Source organism: Janibacter sp. YB324 (genome assembly GCF_014217915.1).
In the GTDB taxonomy this organism is placed as follows: domain Bacteria; phylum Actinomycetota; class Actinomycetes; order Actinomycetales; family Dermatophilaceae; genus Janibacter; species Janibacter indicus.
The window spans coordinates 1,203,959-1,221,744 of sequence record NZ_CP060120.1 but is presented as its reverse complement, the minus strand read 5'-3'; the positions used below and the strand labels follow the sequence as shown (position 1 = coordinate 1,221,744).

The window sequence follows — 17,786 nt, the reverse complement described above, 5'->3', positions numbered from 1 at the left end:
GGTTGATGCTCCTATTGATTGTCAAGCGGCGGTGAGCCAGGCGCGGTAGGCGTTGGCGAGGTCGTCGTCTCGTCTGGTGCCTCGTTCGAGGGTGGAGATGCGTGCGGGCCAGACGCCGAAGTGTTGGGCGGCGCTGGTCAAGGTGATGTTCTTGGCCTGTCTCATCGGTCGTAGGTCGTCGATGGCGGGCACGGTGATGGTCCGGGTGAGGTATTTGAAGATCTCGCGGGCGATGGCTCGCTTGAGGCGGCGCAGGATCTCCTTGCTGGAGCGGCCTTTGTCGCGTTGTCGCTGGACGTAGCCGCGGGTCTGGGCGTGGCTGACCACGCGCACCAGAGCGATGCGGTGTAGTGCGCTGTTGGCCGCGCGGTCTCCTCCTCGCGACAGCCGGTAGCGGTTGGTTTTGCCCGAGGATGCGGGTACGGGCGCAGTCCCACACAGCGCGGCGAACGACGCCTCGTGGCTGAGGCGTTCGGGGTTGCCCCCGGCGGTGATCAGCAGTTGTGCTGCGGTGTCCGGGCCGACGCCGTGGGCGCCGAGCAGGCCGGGGTTGAGCGTGCGGACGATGGCCGTGATGTCGGCTTCGAGGTCGCTGGCCTGCTCGTCCAAGAAGGCGTGGCGGGCGGCGAGGTCTTTCATCGCTCGCAGCACGGCGCCACCGACCAGGTCATCCCGGTTGGGGCGACAGCGAGCGAGTGTCTCGACCAGTCGAGCGTTGTTCAGGTCGCGGTACTTCTCCCGGATGCCGTCGGGGGCGGTGATCAGGAGTTGTTGGATCTGGTGGATCGTCGCGGTGCGGGCCTTGACGGCTGAGCGTCGCGCGGTGTGCAGGGCGCGCAGACCGAGGATCTTCTCGTCCTTGGGCGCCGAGGTCGATCGCCCCGACAGCACGGCGCGGGCTGCGTGGTAGGCGTCGATGGGGTCGGACTTGCCTTGTTTGCGGCGCACGGTCTTGTCGGGTCGCAGGACTTCCCGCACGTCCATACCGGCCGCGGCGCAGGCCCGGGCGATGCCTGCCCCGTAGGAGCTGGTGCCCTCGATCCCGACACGCTCGATCACGCCATGGGCCTGAAGGAAGTCGGTCGCTGCGCGGTACCCGGCGAGCGTGGTGAGGAATTCTTCGTCGGCGACATCGCGCCCTACAACGGTCACCACGGCCACGTGGATGGTGTCGGCGTGGGTGTCGATGCCGCCGACGACCTCCTCCACGGCTTCGTGGTCTGGGTATGTCGGTGCTGCTGCTGTCATGCTGGAAGCGCCCTTCTCGGCTGTCGTCGACTGGGTGACGTCGGCCGTGGGCGGTCAGACAGGACACTGGTGAGGAACTGCCAAGCTCTTATCAGGTCATGACCGCCCCGGCCGGCGGCGAGCCCGAGGGGCCGGACAGATCAACTGGAAGGCAACCCAACAGGGCGCCAGTCGGAGGGTGAGTCACGACCCCTCGGACCCTGATTCCATCATCAGTGTCGGTGGTGGCACGTACGGTCATGGATTGGATCAGGGGACCGGCAGGTGTGGGATGGCCGCCGGACGAGATGCCGAAGGGGGTTGAACTCTCGAACACATGTTCGATAGAGTGGGGTCATGGGACAAGCATCGACGCTTGAGACGCGACTGGCGGACCACGTGTCCGCGGTCGACCTCGTGCGTCTGCGTCGCCCCATCGAGATGCCCCCTCCGTCGCTGGACATCCTGATGCGACAGGCCCAGCACCAGGTGGGCCAGATGATGCAGGCGCTCATCGAGCGACCCGAAGACCTGACCGACCTGCGCGGGCACATCGGTGAGGTCGAGCGGCTCTCCCGCCGGGTCGATGCGCTCAAGTTGAGGCTGACCGCGCGGGCCGCGAGCACCGGTGCGACCGGTGTGGCCGGGCACACCGACACGGGGTCGTGGTTGGCCGGCGCGACCGGCAGCGACCGCACCACGTCGGCCAGCGACGCGATGCTGGCCGAGGCGATGGGTGATGCCGAGCGTGATGCAGCGGGTGGCTCGGGAGGCGCCGGGGGCGGTCCGGGCGCAGCCGGCGACCCGGGAGACGCGGGAGACGCGGGAGACGCAGCGAAGGATCGCAGCCGCGCCGGACGTGGGCCGCGCCTGACCCTCACGGCTGCCGCTCTCGACGCGGGCACGATCAGCGCCGCCCACGCCAAGGTCATCCTGCGCGGCCTCGACGACCTGCCCGAGGGGGTCACGACCGACCAGCGCCGGGCCTGCGAGGCCGAGCTGCTGCGGCTGGCGGCCAACCGCTCCCCGAGTCAGTTGCGACGTGCGGCGCGTCGGGTGCTCGAGACCTACGAGCCTGACGAGGCCGTCGTCGACCAGCACGAGGACGACCTCGTGGCCCGCGAGGAGGAGGCGGCCCGCGAGCGCGCCGCCTTCTGGGTCAAGGACAACCGCGACGGCACGATGACCGGGCAGTTCACCGTGCCCTGGGTCTCCGGGATGATGCTCAAGAAGGTCATCGACGCCATGACCGCACCGCGCCGCCGCACGACCGACGGACCGGGCGATGCCCACGAGTCGGGCGGTGCCGGCGGTTCGGGCGGCGTTGGCGGGTCTGGCAGGGCTGCGGAGCAGCTCTCCCCCTCCGACCGCAGCCTCGACTGGCAGCACCGACGGGGGCTGGCCTTCGCCGACCTGCTGATGCGCATCCCCACCGACCACCTCCACTCCAAGGTGTCGGCGACCATGCTCATCACGACCCGGGTCGACGACCTGCTCGCCGGCCTGCTCGACGAGGGGCTCGTCCCCGCGGGCACCCGAGTCGGCTCGACCGATGTCCACGACGTCATCAGCGCCGGCACGGCGCGACGACTCGCCTGCGGTGCGGGCCTGCTGCCGACGGTTCTCGACGGCGACTCGATCCCGATCGACCTGGGGCGGCAGCGCCGCCTCTTCACCGACAACCAGCGGATGGCCCTGGCCACTCGCTACGACGAGTGCGCCGCCGAGGGTTGCGACCGGCCCTTCGCGTGGACCGAGATCCACCACCTCCGGCCGTGGGAGGCCGGCGGGCTCACCGACCTCGACAACGCCGCACCTCTGTGCGGCACCCATCACCACATGATCGACAGCGCGCTGTGGCGCCATGTCGTCACACGCCTGGGCAACGGCACGGTCTCGCTCGCCTTCCACCGGCGGACGTAGACGCTCCTGCCCCGCCCCGCCGATCCGACGGCGTACCCATCTGACCGGGCACGTGACCCGACGGCGCACTCGACCTGACCGCCGTACGGTGGTCCTATGCCGCACGTGGTGCCGGTCGTGGTCCGGCTCGGGTACTTCCTCCTCCATGCCTCCGTCCTCTTCGTGCTCGGCTACACCGCGATCGACCGGACCGGGGTCCCGGCGCTCGTCGCCGTCCTTGGCCTCGTGCTCGGGTCCGGCGTCGCCTTCGCCTGGGCGGCGCACGACGCCTGGCGGGGCCAGTCGCTCCGCGTCGCTCTGGTCCGCTGGGCGGTGGTCTCGTGCATCTACGGACTGGTGCTCTTCGCCGTCCCAGTGACGATCGGGTTCGCCCTGGGCGGCGTGGAGGCCAAGATCTGGAGCTCGCCGACCTCGGGCATCACCCTCTTCGGCGTCATGGCGTTCGGGCTCACGCTCATGCTCCTCGCCGTCCCTGCCGGCCTGGGCATCGGTGCCGGAGCGATGGCACGGGCGCTCGGCGCGGACTCGACCGCACAGCCGCGCACGACCGCGGGCTGATCCCCTCGCCCCCGCACTCACGCTGACGGCGCGGCTCAGCCGGGGGCGACCTCGTCACCCACGCGGATCTCCCCTTCGCCCATCGGGACCAGTCGGGTACCGAACCACGTCTTCCCGTCCCACCGGCGGTGCTGCGACAGCGTCCGGATGGGTTCCTTGCCCGTCGCGAGGGTCACGGGGTCGATGGTCGTCATGACGCAGCGATCGCACACCTCCGCCGTCCGGAAGCCGAGGTCACCGATGCGCACCGTGGCCCAGCCGTCCTCCGCGAAGGGCTCGTCACCGTCGATGACGACATTGGGCCGGAAGCGCACCATGCTCAGCGGCTCCGGTGGCGCGTCGTCCTGCTCGGCCATCCACTCCTGGAGCCGGGCCAGCGACACCTCGGTGGTCATGAGGAGCGGCCCGGCATCGGCCAGCGACAGCGTGTCGCCCTCGAGCCCGCCGTGGGCGCCCGAGACGCGGCGCACCGACGGGTCCTCCTGCCACACCAGGCGCAGAGGTCGGCCGATGTGATCGCTGATCCACTCGCTGACATCCTGGTCGGCGGGCACCGCGAAGCCCTGACGCGAATGGCTCACCGGCACGGGCGGCAGCCCCAGGGGGATGTCGACGAGGATCGACTCCTCGCCGTCGTGGATGCGGATGGTCTCCTCGTCGACCTGCTGGGCGTGCAGTCGCAGCAGCGAGTGCTCGTCCCGGGCGGTGACCTTCTCGCCGCTCGGGTCGACCAGACCCCACCGGCGGTCGCCCTCGATCCCCCAGGGCTCGACCCGTGCTGACTCGACGTCCGAGCCGCCGAGGGACTTGACCGGGTAGAGCCGCAGCTGGGTGACGCGCATGCCCCCGATCCTACGAGCCCCGAGCTCACGCCCGGCGGGCGTGCTCCGTGGCCAGCAGGTCGAAGAGCTCCGTCGGGGAGGCGGCGATCGTCGGTGAGAGGGTGCGGGTCTCCCCGGAGGTCAGGCGCAGCGTCACCGCGGGACGCGAGGCGACCTCGTCGCGCTCGACGGCGGCGATCTCCTGCCACCCGATCCAGGCCGCCCCCTCGTCACGCAGCCACACGCCGCGCGTGCCGCTCACCCGAAGCTCGAGCGCGGGCCGGATCAGCCGCCACACGGCCACCGGGATCCCCACCGCGCCGAAAAAGGCGAGCAGGGCCACACCGAGCATCCGCAGCAGACCCTGGCCGCCACCCACGAGGCACTGGCCGATGACCGCGAAGCCCACGCAGAACATCAGCACGAAGACCATGCCCGTGCGCACGGTCCGGAACTCCAGCTCGTCGCCACGGGACAGTCGGGAGGCGTGGTCGGTGCTCATGGGGGACATCGTCCCCCACGCGTGTCAGGCCCCGATCGGCACGTCGTCGGTGCTGATCTCCTCGGCCCCGGGCACGCCGTCCGGCAGGTGGGTGTCGCCGGCGCGCCGGAGCGCGAACCAGCCGCCGAAGAAGGCCGCGAACATCCCCCCGTCGGCATCCTTGACCTCGATCTGGGCGCAGTGACCCGACTGGACGCGGAAGGCGACGGCCCCCGACGTCGTCAGCCCGTCCTTGAGGTAGAGCACGTGCTTGCCGGACGGGATGTCGAACTGCACCGACGAAGCGCTCCCGTCGAGGACTCCCAGCTCGACGCCGCCGAGCATGACCCGCTTGCCCGCCAGGTGCTCCGGACTGATCGTGCCGGTGCTGATCTCGACTGCTGCGCCCATCGTGGGACCTCCTGGATCGACTCCGGGCCGGGCACCGGCCCTGCACCCATCATGTCCCCCGACCGCGGCGCCTGTCTGCACCGTGACACCTGTCATTGCGCAGTCGTGACATCGGGGCATGGTGCCCCCGCCCCCTTCGCGACGATCGTTGGGGCATGACGACAACGACCACGGGCCCGCAGCGGCCACCCACCCCGACCGTCACCGACGGCATCCGGCTCGAGGGGGTGACGAAGTCCTTCCGTGCCGGCCGGGAGACCGTGCGCGCGGTCCGCGGCGTGGACCTGACGATCTCCCCCGGCGAGGTCGTCGCGGTGCTCGGGCCCAACGGCGCCGGCAAGACGACGACTCTCGACATGATCCTCGGCCTCACCGAGCCGACGTCGGGGCGGATCACCTCCTTCGGCTCCTCGCCGCGCCGCGCCGTGCACGAAGGGAGGGTCTCGGCCGTGCTGCAGACCGGCGGCCTGCTGCACGACCTCACCGCCCGCGAGACGGTCCGGATGATCGCCTCGACCTTCCCGCAGCACCGACCGGTCGACGAGGTCATCGAGCAGGCCGGGCTCGCCGGCCGCTCCGGTCGCCGCGTCTCGAAGCTCTCCGGCGGAGAGCAGCAGCGGCTGCGCTTCGCATTGGCCCTGCTGCCCGACCCCGACCTGCTGATCCTCGACGAGCCGACGGCGGGCATGGACGTGGCCACCCGGCGCGAGTTCTGGCGGACGATGCACACCGATGCCGGCGCGGGCCGGACGGTGCTCTTCGCCACCCACTACCTCGAGGAGGCGGACGACTTCGCCGACCGCATCGTCCTCATGGCCGACGGCCGCGTGGTCGCCGACGGGACGACCGAGGAGATCCGGGCGCGTGCCAGCGGCCGGACGGTGAGCGCCGACATCCGCAGGGGGGATGTCGGCGCCGCCGCCGAGCGGCTGCGCGGGATCGAGGGGACCTCGTCGGTCACGGTGAGCGGTGAACGCGTCACCGTGATCGGCGAGGACTCCGACCAGCTGGCCCGGGTGCTCCTCACCGAGCTCGACGGCAGCAACCTCGAGGTGACGACGGCGTCCTTGGACGCGGCCTTCCTCGCGATCACCGGTGAGCACGTCGAGCAGGAGATGCAGTCATGAACCCCACAATCGTCATGCTCGAGCTGAAGCGGATGGCCCGCGACTACGTCGGCCTGTTCTTCATCGCGGGGCTGCCGGCCTTCATGTACGTGATCTTCGGCGTCAGCCAGGCCTTCGGCGACCAGGACATCGGCCGCGGCAACGTCTCGCTCTACATCATGATCTCGATGGCGGTCTACGGCGCCGTCACCGCGACCGTGAGCATCGGCGGCGGCGCCGCGGTGGAGCGGATGCAGGGCTGGGGTCGACAGCTGGGGCTGACCCCCCTTCGCGATGCGGCGTACGTCGCGACCAAGGCGGTCGTCGCGCTGGCCATCGCCTGCATCCCGATCGCGCTGATCTACGGCATCGGGGCGACGACCGGGGCGAAGGGGGAGTGGCAGGTCTGGCTCTACAGCGCCGTCATCGTGCTGCTGGGCGCCCTGGTGTTCGCGCTGTACGGGTTGGTCTTCGGCCTCGCCTTCCGGTCGGAGTCGGCGGTGGGTGCGGCGAGCGGTTCGCTCGTGATCTTCGCCTTCCTCGGCAACATCTTCATCCCGCTGTCCGGCGTGATGCTGACGATCGCGAAGTTCACGCCCCTATATGGCTTCGTCTCGCTCGCCCGGTACCCGCTCACGGAGGGCTATGGCATCGACGGCAACGAGACCGTGCACGAGGCATTGTGGATCCCGGTGGCTAACGTGGCCGTGTGGACGATCATCCTGGCGACCCTGACGGTGTTCCTCGTGCGGCGGAGCCGGGGACGGCAGTGACGCAGGCCCGGCAGGACCTCGTCCTCGACAACCCGTGGGAGCGTCACGGGTGGATCCTCGCCGCGATCTGGCTGGTCTTCCTCGCCTTCCCCGCCCTCGGCGTCGTCGAGGAGACCCAGGGCAGGCCCGTCCTGCGGGCGCTGCACCTGGGCCTGCTTCTCGGCTTCGCCGTGGTCTACCTCTGGGCCTTCATCCGTGGGCAGGAGGCGCAGGGGTGCGGCTGGACACGACGGGACCACGTCGTGGTCATCGGCGGCTTCGTGCTCATGGGGGTCATCGCCTGCATCGTCGGCACCCTCATCGGGGCCGAGATCATCGGCGCCGGCGCCTTCATGGCCGCGCTGGCGGCATGGGGGTTCCCGACGGCGCGTCAGGGGCTGATCGGGGTCACCGCGACGCTCGTGGCCTGCGCCGGGCTCCTCCTCGCGACCGGCGAGCTCACCGACCTCTGGCCGCTGCTCGTCATCCCGGCACTGGTCGGCTCCTTCAGCCAGCTGATGCGGGTGCTCACCGACGGCGACGTCAAGCGCGAGCTGCTGCAGCGGGACCTGGCCGTGACGAGCGAGCGCGACCGGGTCGCCCGCGACGTCCACGACGTCCTGGGCCACTCGCTGACGGTCATCTCGCTGAAGGCGGATCTCGCCGAGCGGCTCATCCCGGTGGATCCCGACCGTGCCCGCGAGGAGGTGCGCCAGATCCAGTCGTTGACGCGTCAGTCCCTCGCCGAGATCCGGGCCACCGTGGCCGGGCTGCGCATCGCGCGACTGGCCGAGGAGCTCGACACGGCGGCCGCGGCCCTGCGGGATGCCGGGATCAAGGCCCGGCTGCCCGACGATCCCGACGTCGTCGACCCTGGTCTGCGCATCACCGTGGCCTGGGCGCTGCGTGAGGCGGTGACCAATGTCGTGCGGCACAGCGGCGCCCGACGCGTCGAGGTGTCGTGGGGGCCGACCTGGCTCGACGTGGCCGACGACGGTCGGGGGCTCCGCGGCCGTCGTGAGGGCTCGGGCCTCACCGGACTGCGTGAGCGAGTCGCCCTCGCCGGTGGTCGGATCGAGCTCGCGCACGGGCTTGCGGGCGGCGACGGTCCCGGCACGCGCGTCCGGGTCGTCCTCGGGTCGCAGGCACCCGGATCACCCACAACCACGGAAGGCACGACATCACCACCACCGACGACCGCTCGCACCCCCGCCCCGACGGGCACCGGCGCGCTCCCCCCTTCGAGGCAGCGATGATCCGCGTCCTGCTCGCCGACGACCAGGCGCTCGTGCGGGGTGCGATGGCGGCGCTCCTCGGTCTCGAGGGTGACCTGGAGATCGTCGCCGAGGTCGGATCAGGTGACGAGGTCGTGCCCGCGGCCCTGCGCACCCGTCCGGACGTCGCGGTCCTCGACGTCGAGATGCCTGGGCTCGACGGCATCTCCGCCGCGGCCGAGCTGACCACCCGGCTGCCATCGACGCGAGTGCTCGTGGTCACCACCTTCGGCCGGCCGGGCTACCTGCGCCGTGCCCTCGAGGCGGGAGCCAGCGGCTTCGTCGTCAAGGACACCCCGTCTGACGAGCTGGCCGAGGCGGTGCGCACCGTGGCGAAGGGAGGTCGCGTCGTCGACCCCTCCCTCGCCACCGAGGTCGTCGTCGGCGGGCCCAACCCGCTCACCGACCGCGAGCGCGAGGTGCTCGCCGTCGCCCTCGACGGGCGCTCGGCCGCCGACATCGCGGCCAAGGTCCACCTCTCCCCCGGCACCGTGCGCAACCACCTGTCCTCCGCCATCGGCAAGACCGGCACGAGCAACCGGGTCGAGGCGGCTCGGCGGGCCCAGGACCTCGGCTGGCTCTAGCTCGGCTGGCTCTGGCTCGAGCCCGCGACTACCCGTGGGTCACAATGGGCGCGGCGGTCCCCCTTCCTCCGGGCCGTCCTCCGCCCGCCCTCCCCAGGAGCCACCATGCGACGCACCCGCGTGGCCGCGGCCCTCGCCGCGCTCGTCGTGGGCACCGGCATGCTCGTGGCGTGCGGCGACGACTCGACGACGCAGGCCTGCGATGCCCTCGGTGCCGAGCTCGACTGGGCGACTCCGAGCCGTGACGACGACGAGCGCTTCGAGCTCACCGGCCCCGGGTGGATCGCCGGTGACTCGACCTACTCCGTCCGCCTGCCCGACGAGCGGACCCTGTGGCTCTTCAGCGACTCCTTCATCGGCGAGGTGACCGCCGGTGGTCGCCCGCAGCCCGGGATGGCGATGGTGCACAACGCCCTCGTCGCCGAGGACGAGAGCGGCCGGCTGAGCACCCGCACGGCCGAGGGCCCGGAGTCCTTCTTCCCCGACCCCGACGACGAGACCTACTACTGGGTCCAGGACGCGGCGGTCGAGGGTGACGAGCTGGTCGTCTTCCTGTCGCGGACGCGGCAGGTGGGCGAGCAGGGCTTCGAGTGGAGCCACAACGCCGTCGCCCGGGTCTCGCTGCCCGATCTCGAGGTCACCGAGATCATCGACCCCGGACCCAGCACCGACCACGTCGCGTGGGGCGCAGGCGTGCTGACGACGAGCACGACGAGCTACGTCTACGGCATCGAGGACCTCGGCGACACCAAGCACCTGCACCTCGCGCGCGTGCCCGCGGGCAACCTCACCGACCGCAGTCACTGGGAGTACCGCGCCGACGACGGGTGGACGAGCGACCCCACGCGCAGTGCGCGCCTCACCGACGGGGTGGCCAACGAGTTGAGCGTCAGCCGCTTCCGCGACGGCTACGTGATGATCTCGTCGGACACGTCGCAACCCTTCAGCCCGCGGATCAACGCCTGGACCGCGTGCACGCCCGAGGGTCCGTGGCGTGACCCGCAGACGATCTACGAGACGCCGGAGTCCGGGGTCGGCCGGCACTTCACGTACAACGCGCACGGCCACCCGGAGATCTCCGACGAGGGCGAGCTGCTGATCTCCTACAACGTCAACACCTTCGACTTCGCCGAACTGACCCGCGACCCGACGCTCTACCGGCCGAAGTTCGTCACGCTCGACCTCGAATGAATCACCGGCGCTCGGTGGCGCCGATCCGATCGAGCACCCACGCCCATTCCCACGCGGTCTGCTCCCAGGCGTCGTAGCGACCGGAGCGGCCGCCGTGACCGGCGCTCATCTCGGTGCGCAGCAGGATCGGTCGCTCGCCGTCGTGGTGGGTCACCTCGCGCAGACGGGCCACCCACTTGGCCGGCTCGGTGAAGTAGACCCGGGTGTCGTGGAGCGACGTCGTGGCGAGGATCGCGGGGTACTCGACCGGCGCGACGTTTTCGTAGGGCGTGTAGCCGCGCATGTAGGCGTAGACCTCGGGGTCCTCGAGCGGGTTGCCCCACTCCTCCCACTCGCCGACGGTCAGCGGGAGGTCCGGCCGCAGGATCGTCGTCAGGGCATCGACGAAGGGCACCGCCGCGAGCACCGCCGCGAAGCGCTCGGGGGCGAGGTTGGTGGCCGCACCGACGAGCAGACCGCCGGCCGAGCCGCCTTCGATCGCCAGGCGGTCGCGCGCCACCCACCCGGTCTCGTGGAGGTGCTCTGCGGCCGCGACGAAGTCGGTGAAGGTGTTGCGCTTGGCGAGCATCTTGCCGTCGTCGTACCAGTGCCGGCCCAGCTCGCCGCCACCGCGCACGTGGGCGACGGACCACACGACACCACGGTCGAGGAGCGAGAGCCGGGCGATGGAGAAGTACGGGTCGAAGCTCATCTCGTAGCTGCCGTAGCCGTAGAGCAGCCCGGGGTTGGTCCCGTCCGGGCTCGTGCCGCGGCGCATGACGAGGGAGACCGGGACCTGCGTCCCGTCGGGGGCTGTGGCCCAGGTGCGCTGCTGCTCGTAGTCGGCGAGGTCGACGCCGACGACCGGCTGGCGCTTGAGGACGGTCTCCTCGCCCGTCGCGACGACGACGTCGAGGACCGTGCGCGGACTGACCCATGACTCGTGGACGACACGGATCCGATCGGCGTCGGGGTCGGCGACCGGACCGAGCGCGAGGCTGGCCAGGTCGGCGTCGATGCCCAGCGACCTCGGCTCGGCGTAGTCCCCACCGACGAAGGGGGCGGACCTCGCCACCCGCGGAAGCAGCCGCAGGGTCGGCAGGCCGTCGGCCCGCAGGCTGAGCACGGCGAAGTCGTCGAAGGCGTCGACCCCGACGAAGCGCTCCCCCTCGGCGCGGTCGAGGAGCGGCTGCCACTGCTCGTGGCTCGTCGCGTCGAGCGGTGCCCAGGCGAGGTCGCCCTCGGGCTGGCGCTCGTTGTGGACGATGAGCAGGTGGTCGGCCGCGGGCTCGACGTCGTACTCGACGCCCTCGCGGCGTGGGGCGACGCAGCGCATCGGAGCGGTCGGGTCGTCGGCGTCGAGGAGATGCACCTCGGAGGTGGTTTTGCTGCCGAGGCCGAGCGCGATCCAGCGCTCGTCGCGGCTCGTGCCCAGCCCCATCCAGAAGCGCTCGTCGTCCTCGCGGTGCACGAGGACGTCGGCCTCGCGGGCGGTACCGACCTCGTGGCGCCATACCTCGTGCGGGCGCCACGCGTCGTCGACCGCGACGTGGAAGAGGTGGCGGGCATCGCGGGAGAAGGCCAGCCCGTAGCCGGCACCGGTGATCGCCTCGTCGAGGACCTCCCGGGTAGCGATGTCCATGACCACGACGTCGAAGCGCTCGTCGCCGGTCACGTCGACGGCGTAGGCCATCCGGGAGTGGTCGGCGCTGACCTCGAAGCCCCCGAGCGAGAAGAACTCGTGACCCTCGGCGAGCTCGTTGCCATCGAGGAGGACGACTTCGCCGGGTAGCGGCCGCGAGGGGTCGAGCTCGGGGACCGCGGTGTGATCGGTGAGCGGCGCCCGGCACTGGATCGCGTACTGGCTGCCCTCGACGGTGCGCGAGTAGTACCACCAGTCGCCGGAGGCGACGGGCACGCTGAGATCGGTCTCGAGGGTCCGGCCCTTGATCTCGTCGAAGATCGCCTGCCGAAGCGGGGCCAGGTGCGCCGTGGTCTGCTCGGCGTAGGTGTTTTCGGCCTCGAGGTGGGCGATCACCGCGGGGTCCTCACCGTCACGCAGCCATTCGTAGGGGTCGGCGACGTCGTGGCCGTGGTGGCTGCGCGTCCACGGCCGCTGCGCCGCGACCGGTGGCCTCATGCCCTCGCTCGTGCCCCCACTCATGCCGACACCGCCCGCGCCCCGAGGATCACCTTGAGGTCGCCGATGAGCGCCTCCGTCGGCTCGACCCGATAGGCGGCATCGACCGACATCGTCACCGCCCGACCGGGCTGGACCAGCTTGATCTGCACGTCGGTGCTGCCGGGGTGCTGCGAGAGGACCTGCTTGACCTCCTCGATCCGCCCGGTCGTGGCGCGGGCGTAGTCGAGGGTGAGCACGACGGGGCCACGTGGCCCGTCGGTGAGCTCGGGGATCGTCAGGTCCTCGGCGTAGATCGAGACCGAGTCGTCGCGAGCATTCACCCGGCCGCGCACCACGGCGACGATGTCCTGGGTGAGCATCGTCTGGACCGTGAGATAGGTCTTGGGGAAGAACAGGCACTCGATGGCGCCCTCGAGGTCCTCGATCGTGGCGATCGCCCAGAGGTCGCCCTTCTTGGTGCGCTTGACACTCAGCCCGGTGACCAGGCCGGCGATGGTGACATTGCTGTTCTCCTTCACCCCCGAGTCGGCCTGGGTGAGCGTCGCGATCGAGGTGTCGGCGGCGCGCTGCAGCACGTGCTCGACGCCGAAGAGCGGGTGGTCGGAGACGTAGAGACCGAGCATCTCGCGCTCGTTGGCGAGCTTGGTGCGCTTGTCCCACTCGATGTCGGGGATCGGGCGCAGACCCATACCCTCGATGCCCGCGCCGGGCGCGTCGGCGTCGTCGTCGCCACCGCCGAACATGTCCCACAGCGAGTCCTGCCCCACGGCCTCCTGGCGCTTGACCCCGACGAAGGCGTCGACGTACTCCTCGTGCACCATGACCAGTCCCTGGCGCGGGTGCTCGAGGTCGTCGAAGGCACCGCCCATGATGAGCGACTCGATGGTGCGCTTGTTGCACACGACGGCGGGGCACTTGGCGAGGAAGTCGTCGAAGGAGGTGAAGGCTCCCTTTTCCTCACGCGCGGAGATGATCCCGTCGACGACATTGCGGCCGACGTTGCGGATGGCGTTGAGGCCGAAGCGGATGTCGGACCCGACGGCGGAGAAGGGGCCCTGCGAGTCGTTGACCGAGGGCGGCAGCACCTTGATGCCCATGCGCCGGCACTCGTTGAGGTAGAGCGCCGACTTGTCCTTGTCGTCCCCGACCGAGGTGAGCAGGGCCGCCATGTACTCGGCCGGGTAGTTGGCCTTGAGGTAGGCGGTCCAGTAGGAGACCAGGCCGTAGGCGGCGGTGTGCGCCTTGTTGAAGGCGTAGTCGGAGAAGGGGACGAGCACGCCCCACAGCGCGGCGATCGACTCCTCGTTGTAGCCATTGGCCTTCATGCCCTCGGAGAAGGGGATGTACTCGGCGTCGAGCACCTCCTTCTTCTTCTTGCCCATGGCGCGGCGCAGCAGGTCGGCGTTGCCGAGCGTGTAGCCCGCCAGCTTCTGCGCGATCTCCATGACCTGCTCCTGGTAGATGCACAGGCCGTAGGTCGTCCCGAGGATCGGGCCGAGGGCCTCCTCCATCTGCGGCTGGAGCTTGCCCTTGAGCTGCGGGTCGAGCGGCACGACCTCCTGGCGGCCGTTCTTGCGCAGGGCGAAGTTGGTGTGGGCGTTGACACCCATCGGGCCGGGTCGGTAGAGCGCGAGGGCGGCGGAGATGTCCTCGAAGTTGTCCGGCTGCATCAGCCGCAGCAGCGTGCGCATGCCGCCACCGTCGAGCTGGAAGACCCCGAGCGTGTCACCGCGCGAGAGCAGGCGGTAGGTCGCCTTGTCGGTCATGTCCTTGGACAGGGCGTCGAGGTCGATCTCCTCGTCGCGGTTCTGCCGGATGTTGACCAGGGCGTCGTCGAGGATCGTCAGGTTGCGCAGGCCGAGGAAGTCCATCTTGACCAGGCCGAGCGTCTCGCACGTCGGGTAGTCGAACTGCGTGAGGACCTGACCGTCCTGCAGTCGACGCATGATCGGGATGACGTCGATGAGCGGCTCGCTGCTCATGATGACGCCGGCGGCGTGCACGCCCCACTGGCGCTTCAGGCCCTCGAGACCCCGCGCCAGGTCGACGACCTCACCCAGGTGCTTCTCCGACTCGACGAGCTGGCGGAACTCCTGCCCCTCGCCGAAGCGGTCGTGGTCCTTGTCCCACATCTTCGCCAGCGGCACGCCCTTGCCCATGACGTCGGCGGGCATGGCCTTGGTCAGCTGCTCGCCGACGTTGAAGGGGTGACCCATGACGCGGGCCGCGTCCTTGACCGCCTGCTTGGCCTTGATCGTGCCGTAGGTGGCGATCATCGCCACCCGCTCGTCGCCGTACTTGTCGGAGACGTAGCGGATGACCTCGGAGCGCCGACGCTCGTCGAAGTCGACGTCGAAGTCGGGCATCGACTTGCGCTCGGGGTTGAGGAAGCGCTCGAAGATCAGGCCGTGCGGGATCGGGTCGAGGTCGGTGATGCCCATCGCGTAGGCGCACATCGACCCGGCACCGGAGCCACGCCCCGGCCCCACGCGGATGCCGTTGTCCTTGGCCCAGTTGATGAAGTCGGCGACGACGAGGAAGTAGCCGGGGTAGCCCTTGCCGACGATGACGTCGATCTCGTAGTCGGCCTGGCGCTGCGCGTACTCGGGGATGCCGTCGGGGAAGCGCCGGTGCAGCCCGGTCTGGACCTCCTTGATGAACCACGAGGTCTCGTCCTCGCCCGGCGGGCAGTCGAAGCGCGGCATGTAGCGGCCCTCACCCTCGGTGAAGGAGACCTCGCACATGTCGGCGACGAGCAGCGTGTTGTCGCAGGCCTCGGGCAGCTCGCGCCACAGCTGGCGCATCTCGGCGGGCGACTTGAGGTAGTAGCCCTCGCCGTCGAACTTGAAGCGGTCCGGGTCGTGCAGCTTGGAGCCGGAGTTGATGCACAGCAGGGCGTCCTGCGCGATCGCGTCCTCCTGCTTGACGTAGTGCAGGTCGTTGGTCGCCAGGAGCGGCAGCTGCAGGTCCTTGGCCAGACGCATGAGGTCCTCGCGGACCCGACGCTCGATCTGGTTGCCGTGGTCCATCAGCTCGAGGAAGTAGTGCTCACGACCGAAGATGTCGCGGAACTCCGACGCCGCCTCGATCGCCTTGTCGTACTGCCCCAGGCGCAGGCGGGTCTGGATCTCGCCCGACGGGCACCCGGTCGTGGCGACCAGCCCCTCGCCGTACTGCGAGAGCAGCTCGCGGTCCAGCCGCGGCCACTTGGCGAAGACCGAGTCAAGCGACGCCCGGCTGCCCATCGTGAAGAGGTTGTGCATGCCGGTGTTGTTGCGCGCCAGCAGCGTCATGTGGGTGTAGGCGCCACCACCGGAGACGTCGTCGCCGCGCGGGGTCCGCTCGTCGCCCCACTTGACCTTGACCTTGTCGGTGCGGTGCGTGCCGGGCGCGACATAGGCCTCGAGCCCGATGATCGGCTTGACGTCGTAGGACTGCGCCGTCTTCCAGAACTCGTGGGCGCCGAAGAGGTAGCCGTGGTCGGTCATCGCGATCGCCGGCATGCCCATCTCCTGGGCCGTGGCGAACATGTCCTTGATCCGCGCGGCACCATCGAGCATCGAGTACTCGGTGTGGTTGTGCAGGTGGACGAAGTTCTCGGAACGCGGCAGCTCGGACATCGACCCGAGTCTAGATCGCTCCACCGACACCCCGGCACGCCGCCTGTCGCCCCCAGCACGCCGCTCGGCGCGCCGACTCCGGGGACCCACCGTCACCCCGGACGAAGTGGGATAACGTCGCCTCGACAGCGTCGTCCACACCCCATGGAGGAACTTCCGGATGTTCGTGCCCATGTCCGTCAACGACTTCATCGACCGCGCTGCGGCCGTCTACGGCGAGCGCATCGCGGTCGTCGACGAGCCGGACCAGCCGGCGCCCCCGCTGCAGGACGTCACCTATGCCCGCATGCGGCAGCTCGCCAACGCCCAGGCGGCCCACCTCGACTCCCTCGGCATCGAGGTCGGCGACCGCGTCGCCGTCGTCTCGCACAACTCCGCGCGGCTGCTCACGAGCTTCTTCGGCGTCGCCGGCTCCGGCCGGGTCCTTGTGCCGATCAACTTCCGTCTCGCTCCCGAGGAGGTGAAGTTCATCGTCGAGCACTCCGGCGCGCGCGTGCTCTACATCGACCCGGAGCTCACCTCGCTCATCGACGAGGTCTCCGCCGAGCACACCTTCGTCCTCGGGGAGGACGAGCACCTCTTCGGCGCGGGTACCGACGGCACCACGGCCGAGCCCCGTGCCTGGCAGCCGGACGAAGACGCCGTCGCGACGATCAACTACACCTCCGGCACGACCGCGCGCCCCAAGGGGGTGCGGATCACCCACCGCAACATCTGGACCAATGCCGTGACCTTCGGTCTGCACGCCGGCATCAGCGACCGTGACGTCTACCTGCACACCCTGCCGATGTTCCACGCCAACGGGTGGGGCATGCCCTTCGCCATGACCGGCGTGGGGGCGCAGCACGTCGTCATCCGCAAGATCGACGGCGCCGAGATCCTGCGCCGGGTCGAGCGACACGGCGTGACCGTCATGTGCGCCGCCCCTGCCGTGGTCAACTCCGTGCTCGCCGCGGCGCAGGAGTGGGAGGGCGAGATCCCCGGCCGCGACCGGGTGCGCATCATCGTCGCCGGCGCTCCCCCGCCGACGCAGACGATCGCCCGCGTCGAGACGGAGCTGGGCTGGGAGTTCATCCAGATCTACGGCCTGACCGAGACCTCTCCGCTGCTGACGATCAACCGGTCCCGGGCCGAGTGGGACGAGCTGACCCCCGAGGAGCGTGCCGGCAAGCTCGTGCGGGCGGGCTCCCCCGCCATCGGCTGCCGGATGAAGCTCGACGAGGAGAGCGGCGAGGTCCTGGCCCGCTCCAACGTCGTCATGGAGGGCTACCACGACCTGCCCGACGAGACCGAGCGCACCTTCGAGGGCGGGTGGTTCCACACCGGTGACGGCGGCACGATCGGCGACGACGGCTACGTGACGATCAGCGACCGCAAGAAGGACGTCATCATCACCGGCGGCGAAAACGTCTCGTCGATCGAGGTCGAGGACGTCCTCTTCTCCCACCCCGACGTCACCGAGGTCGCGGTCATCGGGGTGCCCGACGACACGTGGGGCGAGACGATCAAGGCCCTCGTCGTCGTCAGCGAGGGCTCGAGCGCGACCGAGGCCGACCTCATCGCGTGGTGCAAGTCCAAGGCCGCCGGCTACAAGGCACCGACGTCGATCGAGTTCCGCGACGAGCTGGCGCGCACCGCGACCGGCAAGCTGCAGAAGTTCAAGCTGCGGGCTCCCTACTGGGAGGGCCGCGAGCGCCAGGTCAACTGACGCTCTGG

Annotated in this window: 14 protein-coding genes; 8 read left to right on the top strand and 6 right to left on the bottom strand. The window is 70.2% G+C overall.

Features of this window, described 5'->3' with window-relative positions:
• Positions 1 to 21: 21 nt before the first annotated feature.
• Entirely contained in the window at positions 22 to 1,209 is a 1,188-nt protein-coding gene (locus tag H7A72_RS05920) for an IS110 family transposase (protein WP_223277801.1), read from the bottom strand.
• A 375-nt stretch (positions 1,210 to 1,584) separates the two neighbouring features.
• On the opposite strand from H7A72_RS05920, the gene H7A72_RS05915 reads away from it, so the two are divergent.
• Positions 1,585 to 3,150: an HNH endonuclease signature motif containing protein gene (locus H7A72_RS05915; protein ID WP_185221942.1), complete on the top strand. Its 1,566-nt coding sequence runs from the start codon at positions 1,585 to 1,587 to the stop codon at positions 3,148 to 3,150.
• A 96-nt stretch (positions 3,151 to 3,246) separates the two neighbouring features.
• Complete coding sequence (locus tag H7A72_RS05910; RefSeq protein WP_185221941.1) at positions 3,247 to 3,708, top strand: hypothetical protein; 462 nt, start codon at positions 3,247 to 3,249, stop codon at positions 3,706 to 3,708.
• Between the two features lie 35 nt (positions 3,709 to 3,743).
• Here the strand turns inward: H7A72_RS05910 and H7A72_RS05905 are convergent, their stop codons facing one another.
• Genes H7A72_RS05905 through H7A72_RS05895 form a run of 3 tightly spaced genes read right to left on the bottom strand, consistent with a single transcriptional unit; the run spans position 3,744 to position 5,421 of the window.
• On the bottom strand, positions 3,744 to 4,550 hold the full coding sequence (locus H7A72_RS05905) for an MOSC domain-containing protein (protein ID WP_185221940.1): 807 nt from the start codon (positions 4,548 to 4,550) through the stop codon (positions 3,744 to 3,746).
• Between the two features lie 25 nt (positions 4,551 to 4,575).
• A complete protein-coding gene (locus tag H7A72_RS05900; protein WP_185221939.1) occupies positions 4,576 to 5,031 on the bottom strand; it encodes a hypothetical protein in 456 nt (151 codons plus the stop codon).
• Positions 5,032 to 5,055: 24 nt separating this feature from the next.
• Positions 5,056 to 5,421, bottom strand: coding sequence for a hypothetical protein (locus tag H7A72_RS05895; protein ID WP_072624299.1), 366 nt, complete (start codon positions 5,419 to 5,421; stop codon positions 5,056 to 5,058).
• Between the two features lie 155 nt (positions 5,422 to 5,576).
• On the opposite strand from H7A72_RS05895, the gene H7A72_RS05890 reads away from it, so the two are divergent.
• From H7A72_RS05890 to H7A72_RS05870, 5 genes are all read left to right on the top strand, one after another.
• A complete protein-coding gene (locus H7A72_RS05890; RefSeq protein ID WP_185221938.1) occupies positions 5,577 to 6,548 on the top strand; it encodes an ABC transporter ATP-binding protein in 972 nt (323 codons plus the stop codon).
• Positions 6,545 to 7,300: an ABC transporter permease gene (locus H7A72_RS05885; protein ID WP_185221937.1), complete on the top strand. Its 756-nt coding sequence runs from the start codon at positions 6,545 to 6,547 to the stop codon at positions 7,298 to 7,300. Before H7A72_RS05890 ends, H7A72_RS05885 begins: the two co-directional genes overlap by 4 nt.
• Entirely contained in the window at positions 7,297 to 8,535 is a 1,239-nt protein-coding gene (locus tag H7A72_RS05880) for a sensor histidine kinase (RefSeq protein ID WP_185221936.1), read from the top strand. The genes H7A72_RS05885 and H7A72_RS05880 overlap by 4 nt, the downstream gene beginning before the upstream one ends.
• A complete protein-coding gene (locus H7A72_RS05875; protein WP_185221935.1) occupies positions 8,532 to 9,137 on the top strand; it encodes a response regulator transcription factor in 606 nt (201 codons plus the stop codon). Before H7A72_RS05880 ends, H7A72_RS05875 begins: the two co-directional genes overlap by 4 nt.
• Before the next feature lie 105 nt (positions 9,138 to 9,242).
• The gene (locus H7A72_RS05870) at positions 9,243 to 10,328 is read left to right on the top strand and encodes a DUF4185 domain-containing protein (protein ID WP_185221934.1); all 1,086 of its coding nucleotides are present in this window, start codon (positions 9,243 to 9,245) and stop codon (positions 10,326 to 10,328) included.
• 1 nt (position 10,329) lies between these two features.
• Here H7A72_RS05870 and H7A72_RS05865 read toward each other — a convergent pair whose 3' ends face one another.
• Both H7A72_RS05865 and dnaE read right to left on the bottom strand, forming a co-directional pair.
• Positions 10,330 to 12,471, bottom strand: coding sequence for a S9 family peptidase (locus tag H7A72_RS05865; RefSeq protein WP_185221933.1), 2,142 nt, complete (start codon positions 12,469 to 12,471; stop codon positions 10,330 to 10,332).
• Positions 12,468 to 16,070 (bottom strand): DNA polymerase III subunit alpha, encoded by a 3,603-nt coding sequence (dnaE, locus tag H7A72_RS05860; RefSeq protein WP_185221932.1) that lies wholly within the window; start codon positions 16,068 to 16,070, stop codon positions 12,468 to 12,470. The genes H7A72_RS05865 and dnaE overlap by 4 nt, the downstream gene beginning before the upstream one ends.
• Positions 16,071 to 16,242: 172 nt before the next feature.
• Between dnaE and H7A72_RS05855 the strand changes: the two genes are divergently transcribed.
• Entirely contained in the window at positions 16,243 to 17,778 is a 1,536-nt protein-coding gene (locus H7A72_RS05855) for an AMP-binding protein (RefSeq protein WP_223277800.1), read from the top strand.
• Positions 17,779 to 17,786: the final 8 nt, after the last annotated feature.

Excerpts from the sequence above, each read along its gene's own strand:
- H7A72_RS05890 (WP_185221938.1), top strand. The coding sequence starts at position 5,577 with ATGACGACAACGACCACGGGCCCGCAGCGGCCACCCACCCCGACCGTC.
- H7A72_RS05885 (WP_185221937.1), top strand. The coding sequence starts at position 6,545 with ATGAACCCCACAATCGTCATGCTCGAGCTGAAGCGGATGGCCCGCGAC.
- H7A72_RS05855 (WP_223277800.1), top strand. The coding sequence starts at position 16,243 with ATGTCCGTCAACGACTTCATCGACCGCGCTGCGGCCGTCTACGGCGAG.
- H7A72_RS05870 (WP_185221934.1), top strand. The coding sequence starts at position 9,243 with ATGCGACGCACCCGCGTGGCCGCGGCCCTCGCCGCGCTCGTCGTGGGC.
- H7A72_RS05915 (WP_185221942.1), top strand. The coding sequence starts at position 1,585 with ATGGGACAAGCATCGACGCTTGAGACGCGACTGGCGGACCACGTGTCC.
- H7A72_RS05865 (WP_185221933.1), bottom strand. The coding sequence starts at position 12,471 with ATGAGTGGGGGCACGAGCGAGGGCATGAGGCCACCGGTCGCGGCGCAG.
- H7A72_RS05900 (WP_185221939.1), bottom strand. The coding sequence starts at position 5,031 with ATGAGCACCGACCACGCCTCCCGACTGTCCCGTGGCGACGAGCTGGAG.
- H7A72_RS05910 (WP_185221941.1), top strand. The coding sequence starts at position 3,247 with ATGCCGCACGTGGTGCCGGTCGTGGTCCGGCTCGGGTACTTCCTCCTC.
- H7A72_RS05895 (WP_072624299.1), bottom strand. The coding sequence starts at position 5,421 with ATGGGCGCAGCAGTCGAGATCAGCACCGGCACGATCAGTCCGGAGCAC.
- dnaE (WP_185221932.1), bottom strand. The coding sequence starts at position 16,070 with ATGTCCGAGCTGCCGCGTTCCGAGAACTTCGTCCACCTGCACAACCAC.
- H7A72_RS05905 (WP_185221940.1), bottom strand. The coding sequence starts at position 4,550 with ATGCGCGTCACCCAGCTGCGGCTCTACCCGGTCAAGTCCCTCGGCGGC.
- H7A72_RS05875 (WP_185221935.1), top strand. The coding sequence starts at position 8,532 with ATGATCCGCGTCCTGCTCGCCGACGACCAGGCGCTCGTGCGGGGTGCG.